The organism is Chryseobacterium gossypii (assembly GCF_041361455.1).
Lineage (GTDB): Bacteria > Bacteroidota > Bacteroidia > Flavobacteriales > Weeksellaceae > Chryseobacterium > Chryseobacterium gossypii.
In genome coordinates, this window is the sequence record NZ_JBGCUR010000010.1 from 101797 (window position 1) to 107877 (window position 6081).

Consider the following 6081-nt stretch of genomic DNA (forward strand, 5'->3'; position numbering starts at 1 on the left):
TAAAATTTAAAGTGTACAAATTTATTTTATTTATTTAAGATAATCAGGCAGCTCCATGGGTACCTCCATCAATAAAACTTCGGTGTCTTCTACCGCTTCGATATTCAAGCTTTGTGTATCCCAGATCCCTAACCCGTCTCTCTCATTGAGGATTCGGTCCCCGATTCTGGCGCTTCCCTTCAGTACGAAAGCATAAACACCATTTCCTTTTTTATTCAGCGTATAGTTTTTGCCGTTCCCTTTGGTAAAGTTGGCCAGATTAAACCATGCATCCTGATGGATCCAGACCCCTTCATCATTTTTATCCGGGGACAGGATTTGCTGGAACCCATTAATCTTTTCACCTTCTTTGATGCTTTTCTGATCATATCTCGGTGTAAGTCCCAATGTTCTCGGGAAAATCCAGATCTGCAGGAATTTTACCGGTACATCTTTATTTTTGTTGTATTCGCTGTGCATTATCCCTGTTCCCGCGCTCATCACCTGGATTTCTCCTTTTTTGATCACCGCTGTGGTTCCCATGGAATCCTTATGCTCCAGGTCGCCTTCCAGAGGAATTGAAATGATCTCCATATCCCGGTGCGGGTGTGTACCGAAGCCCATACCCTGGGATACGGTATCGTCATTCAAAACTCTTAACACTCCGAAATGTGTCCTTTCAGGATTCTGATAATTGGCAAAGCTAAATGTGTGATAGCTGTTTAACCAGCCATGGTTGGCATGGCCTCTTGAATCCGCTTTATGGTATACTGTTTTCATATCTCTTTATTTTATGATACAAATTTACGGCATGTATACCACTGAATTATTGACGTAGGATAAGAAAGAACCGGGTAAGGCTCAGAAGCTTAAAGGCAACATCAGCCCTCTTTTTTTTCTGCAGGCACAGATGTCCCGAAGATATGCTTCCTGTGATTTTCTCCCCAATCCTTTAATGATTCTACCACATTCGTCAGTGTCTGGGTATGTTCTGTAGGGAAATATTCAATGGTGACAGGATAAGTATCCCTTACAACTCTTTCAACCAGACCGTTTTGCTCCAGCTCTTTCAATTCTTTGGCCAGAACTTTCGATGTAAGTTTGGGTATGCTTCTTTCAATCTCTGTAAAGCGTCTGTTGCCCGCATTCAGCGAAACAATGATCAGCAGCTTCCATTTACCGCTGATAACATCCAGTGTATCCCGGACAGGCTTTAAAATCTGCATACATTCTTTATGATCATGTTTTTTTTCCATACCACTTTCCTTTAGGTAACCACTATACTTTTGAAAGTAAATTTACAATAATTTTGTCATCAATAAAAATAAAAAACAAATAAAAACAAAATGACAAGTATTTTAAATATCAGAACAAGCATCAATGGCGAAAATTCCGCGAGCAACAAACTTTCTGAGGTAGTAATTAATCAATTATTGGAAAAAGATCCTGACGCCAAAGTTGTCATCCGTGATTTGGCATCAAATCCGATCCCGCATTTGGAGATCCATCATTTCACGGCTTTCGGGATTGCTGATGAAGAAAAAAACGACGCGCAGAGAGAAGCTTCAAGGTATTCGGATGAGGCGTTAAAAGAAGTACAGGAAGCTGATATCATCGTGATCGGGGTACCCTTTTATAATTTCAGTTTCCCGTCTACTTTAAAATCCTGGATTGACCATATTGCCGTTGCGGGAAAAACATTCTCTTATGCAGACGGAACTCCAAAAGGCCTGTTGCAAAACAAGAAGGTGTATCTTAATTTTGCTATCGGCGGGGTTTATGAAAATAAGGAAATTATTGATAATACCGAGTTTTATCTGAGAGCTTTGTTAGGTTTTATCGGTATTACCGATGTTGAAGTTTTCAGAAGCGAAGGCATGGCCATTCCGCCAATGAGGGAGGAAAATCTTTCTAAAACCTTATCTGAAATCGAAGCATACAGTTTCTAAGATCAGATCTTTTCTGTTTTATATCACTTTGAGAGCGGACTTTACCAGTCCGCTTTTGTATTAATGTAAATACAGCATAATAATGAAGGCCGGAAAATAAAATTTGGTAGTGCAAAAAAGAGGATCGCAGGATACAAGCATAATCAGAAAAAACGCTTTCCTTAAAATAAAAAAGCCATCCGGAGTGGATGGCCTTATAATGATGAATGCATCAGAAATGTACCTGCTGAATTTCTTCTTCGATCTCTTTTGGTGTTTCGTGTTCCGATCTGATAAAAATCATTGTAATAACAGCTCCCAAAAGCATACATATCCCGCCGACGACAATATAATCTATGGCCAGATTTCTGAAGAAGCCGCTTACAATAGGACCTCCGAAAAGCCCGTTAATGATCTGGGGAATTACAATAAAGAAATTGAAAATCCCCATATACACCCCCATTTTTTTTAGCGGAATCACTTCGATCAGCATTGCATAAGGCATGGCCAGGATACTCGCCCAGGCAAATCCCAATCCTATCATTGATATCCACAGGAGGTTTTTATCTTTGATGAAATACATTGAAATAAGGCTTAAACCTCCGCATAACAAAGCTAATGCATGGGTCTGTTTTTTACCGATCAGCTTGGCTATAGGGGTCAGGAGAAAAGCAAACGGAATCGCCCAGAGATTGTACATTCCGAAGAGCTTACCTGTCAGATCCCCTGCATCGTTAAAGGCCTTGGAATGGGTATCTTCCGGTGAAAGTCCGAAATGGTGGGTAGCCAATGCACTGGTTGTAAACACCCACATGGTAAACAACGCAAACCAGGAAAAAAACTGTACGGCTCCCAATCTTTTCATCTGACCGGGTATGTTTGCAAAATCTTTGAAAATATCACTGAATCTCGAAGGTTCTTCAGCTATTTCTTTTCCGTCTTCAAATTTTGCAAATTCTTCCGGGGAATATTCTTTAGTGGTAATAATGGTGTAAAGTATGGTAAGCAGGAGCAATGCAGCTCCTACATAAAAAGAATAAATCACATTATCCGCTACAAATCCTTCCGGAGCGACATTGGAAATCCCTAAGCCGGTCAGCCAGTCAGGCATATACGATCCAATTACCGCGCCTATACCAATGAGTATAGTCTGAACGGAAAAACCGATTGTTCCCTGATGTTTCGGAAGCATATCTCCTACCAGAGCACGAAAGGGCTCCATGGCAACGTTGATGGAAGCATCCATCATAGCCAGGAATATCACAGCCAGCAGCAATACATTTGCGGCGATCATTCGGGTTACGGAAGCCGCATTGGGAAGCATAACCAGACCTATTGCACACAAGACAGCACCAATCAGGAAATATGGCTTCCTTCTTCCCAGCGGGCTCCATGTATTGTCACCCATATGCCCGATGATTGGCTGAACGATAAGCCCGGTAACAGGTGCAACCAGCCAGAACCAGGAAAGTTCATGCACATCCGCCCCCAGATTGGCCAGAATCCTGCTTGCATTTCCGTTCTGCAATCCAAAGGCCATCTGAATCCCCAGAAATCCCATGCTCATATTGATGATCCTGGCTATGGAAAGATCTGGTTTTAGTTTTTTTGAAAGTGAAATATTAGCATTCGTATTCATCATTCTGCTTTTAGCTGTTGTATTAATTTGTCTTCAATAGCTGCTTTTTCAGGGACCACTTTATCCGTCACCTCATTCGGAATGGTCATTGAAAGTACATACTGCCTGATCTTCCACTCTCCTTTAATGTTTTCCAGAACACCCGAACCCCGGCAGATCTTCATCTGGGTATCCAGCAGCTCATCGAACCAGGCTAATTTGGCATCTTTACTGAAATAAAGATTCCTTTTCAGGGATTTAAAATTCCAGGTCCTTTTCTTGTCAAAATAGGGTTTAGCCCAGATCATAAATTCTTTTTTATTCCAGACTTCCGTGGCATCAGTTCCTATAAACACGGATTCATCGGCAAAATGATTGAAATATGCATTGAAATCTGCTTTCGCCGCCGCTTCATTAAAGCTGTCAAGCACCATGCTGATCTCTTTCTTCTCTTTTTCATACGTGGTATCTTTCACCTGGGCACAGGCTCCGTAACCATTAAATACAACGAATAAAAAGGTATAGATAATTGTAATTTTTTTCATATTTAACAAATAAGCTTTTATTTCTGTAGTTCAATGATCATTGAAGTTTTTGCCGGCACATCCAAACTGTTTTGCAAAGAGACCGCCGTTCCCGAAATAATATTCTTTCCCTTCGTCAAGCCGTTAAGGGATTCTGCAAAACGCTTTAAATCCAATGTTTCCGATTTCTCACTATTATTCAGGACAACCATCACACTTTCCTTATCATTATATCTGAAATATACGAATACATTATTCTGCGGAAGGTAATTTTTGGTTTTGCCGGTATGGATCACCTCTTTGCCTTTTCTCCAGGTCAGGAGCTTTCTGGTAAACTCATAAAATTCCTTCTGTTCCGGGGTCTGTTCTGACGGGTTGAAGGCATTTTGACGATCAGTTTTCCAGCCTCCCGGAAAATCCCTCCGGATATCTGCATCCCCGCCCTTGTTCTTGTCACCCCTCATCCCGATCTCTGAGCCATAATAGACCTGTGGAATCCCACGAACAGTGGAGATAAGGGTTAAAGCCATTTTATATGCTCCGGGATCATCATTAAAAATCTCATTCCATCTTTCCGTATCATGATTTTCAAAGAAAACAAGGATATTATTCACATCCGGGTAAAGAAAATCGCTGCTGAAGACATCATAAAGTTTTACCATCCCGGTATCCCAGCCGTCTTTTTCCTTCAGAGCTTTAGGGAGATTTCCATACAGCATAAAATCCATCACGGAAGGCAGGTAGGAGTTATAGTTTGCGGCTTCTCCGGTTTTGGAGTTCTTCTGCCATGCCGAGATCTGGCCTGCTGTATTCAGCCATGTCTCTCCTACAATGTTGAATTTAGGGTATTCATCCGTAATGGCTTTGGCCCATTTAGCCATGGCTTCTTTATCATTATAGGGGTAGGTATCTACCCGGAATCCGCCCAAACCGGCATATTCAATCCACCAGATGGCATTTTGAGTTAAATATTTCAGAACCAGAGGATTTTTCTGGTTTATATCCGGCATTGTGGTATCAAACCAACCGTCAAGGGCATATTTCTTATCAATTTCTGAAGCATTGGGATCGAACTGGGTGGTTGTTTTATAGTTGGAACGTTTGAAGCCATTGTCCCCGTCGTTGAACCAGTGGATCCAATCTTTCGTCGGTAAATCTTTGATCATCCAGTGTGAAACTCCCCAATGGTTGGTCACATAATCCATCACGAGCTTCATATTTCTTTTGTTCAGCTCGTGAGACAGCTCACGGTACTCTTCATTGGTTCCGTAGCGGGCATCAATTTTATAGAGGTCTGTCTGTGCATATCCGTGGTATGAATATACTTTTTCATTGTCCTCATTTACGGGAGTCAGCCAAACTGCTGTTGCTCCCAGGTTTTGAATATAGTCAAGATGATTGATAATACCGCGCAGATCACCACCATGCCTTCCATTAGGGAGACTTCTGTCTGCTTTCTCGATTAAAGCCGGGCTCGAATCATTTTTCTCATCGCCATTGGCAAAGCGGTCAGGCATGATCAGGTACATCACGTCTTTCGAAGTATAAGATTCACGTTCTGCGGAACCTGGTTCTCTCTGCTTCAGCTCATAGGTATAGGATCCCAAGGTCTTCTTACCGTTCTTAATCCTGATCTGAAACTTAGGAACACTAATTTCATTGGTATTAACCGTAACAAAGATATAGTTTGGGTTTTCAACTTTCTGAATGTCTTTTATTCGGACTCCATCTGAAAGTTCAATCTCATTGCTGGCTATATTCTTTCCGTATACTAAAATCTGAAGTTCAGGATTTTTCATTCCTTTCCACCAAAAAGCCGGTTCTATCCTCTCCAGGGTTTTTATCTGGGAAAAAGCGATAGAGGCTGCCGAAAGAGCAATTACTGCATATAGTTTTTTCATCTTGAATCTGATTAAAAAACCTTACAGATCGTTTACCTGTAAGGTTTTGTATAGTTAGTATTAAAATTAATTTACCGGTTTGATAGAGATCGCAAAGCCTCCGCTTCTGGCCATCTTAAATTTAATTTTCG

6 protein-coding genes are annotated in these 6081 nt (G+C 41.3%); 1 reads left to right on the forward strand and 5 read right to left on the reverse strand.

Annotated elements, in window-relative coordinates; all coding sequences use genetic code 11:
* Positions 1-30 precede the first annotated feature (30 nt).
* Positions 31-759 carry a pirin family protein gene (locus tag ABMQ40_RS07910; protein WP_370898298.1) on the reverse strand — a complete coding sequence of 243 codons (729 nt, stop codon included), beginning with the start codon at positions 757-759 and terminating at the stop codon, positions 31-33.
* Between the two features lie 101 nt (positions 760-860).
* Complete coding sequence (locus tag ABMQ40_RS07915; RefSeq protein ID WP_370898300.1) at positions 861-1235, reverse strand: winged helix-turn-helix transcriptional regulator; 375 nt, start codon at positions 1233-1235, stop codon at positions 861-863.
* 90 nt (positions 1236-1325) lie between these two features.
* Between ABMQ40_RS07915 and ABMQ40_RS07920 the strand changes: the two genes are divergently transcribed.
* Positions 1326-1928 carry an FMN-dependent NADH-azoreductase gene (locus ABMQ40_RS07920; protein ID WP_370898302.1) on the forward strand — a complete coding sequence of 201 codons (603 nt, stop codon included), beginning with the start codon at positions 1326-1328 and terminating at the stop codon, positions 1926-1928.
* Positions 1929-2139: 211 nt separating this feature from the next.
* Here ABMQ40_RS07920 and ABMQ40_RS07925 read toward each other — a convergent pair whose 3' ends face one another.
* From ABMQ40_RS07925 to ABMQ40_RS07935, 3 genes are read right to left on the reverse strand one after another with little or no spacing between them, the layout of a single operon-like run.
* Complete coding sequence (locus ABMQ40_RS07925; RefSeq protein ID WP_370898304.1) at positions 2140-3549, reverse strand: MFS transporter; 1410 nt, start codon at positions 3547-3549, stop codon at positions 2140-2142.
* The gene (locus ABMQ40_RS07930; protein ID WP_370898306.1) at positions 3546-4070 is read right to left on the reverse strand and encodes a nuclear transport factor 2 family protein; all 525 of its coding nucleotides are present in this window, start codon (positions 4068-4070) and stop codon (positions 3546-3548) included. The genes ABMQ40_RS07925 and ABMQ40_RS07930 overlap by 4 nt, the downstream gene beginning before the upstream one ends.
* A gap of 17 nt (positions 4071-4087) precedes the next feature.
* Positions 4088-5950, reverse strand: a complete 1863-nt coding sequence (locus ABMQ40_RS07935; RefSeq protein ID WP_370898308.1) for a glycoside hydrolase family 13 protein — start codon at positions 5948-5950, stop codon at positions 4088-4090.
* Between the last annotated feature and the right edge of the window lie 131 nt (positions 5951-6081).

Coding starts and splice junctions, on each gene's coding strand:
- ABMQ40_RS07910 (WP_370898298.1), bottom strand. CDS start 759: ATGAAAACAGTATACCATAAAGCGGATTCAAGAGGCCATGCCAACCAT.
- ABMQ40_RS07915 (WP_370898300.1), bottom strand. CDS start 1,235: ATGGAAAAAAAACATGATCATAAAGAATGTATGCAGATTTTAAAGCCT.
- ABMQ40_RS07920 (WP_370898302.1), top strand. CDS start 1,326: ATGACAAGTATTTTAAATATCAGAACAAGCATCAATGGCGAAAATTCC.
- ABMQ40_RS07925 (WP_370898304.1), bottom strand. CDS start 3,549: ATGATGAATACGAATGCTAATATTTCACTTTCAAAAAAACTAAAACCA.
- ABMQ40_RS07930 (WP_370898306.1), bottom strand. CDS start 4,070: ATGAAAAAAATTACAATTATCTATACCTTTTTATTCGTTGTATTTAAT.
- ABMQ40_RS07935 (WP_370898308.1), bottom strand. CDS start 5,950: ATGAAAAAACTATATGCAGTAATTGCTCTTTCGGCAGCCTCTATCGCT.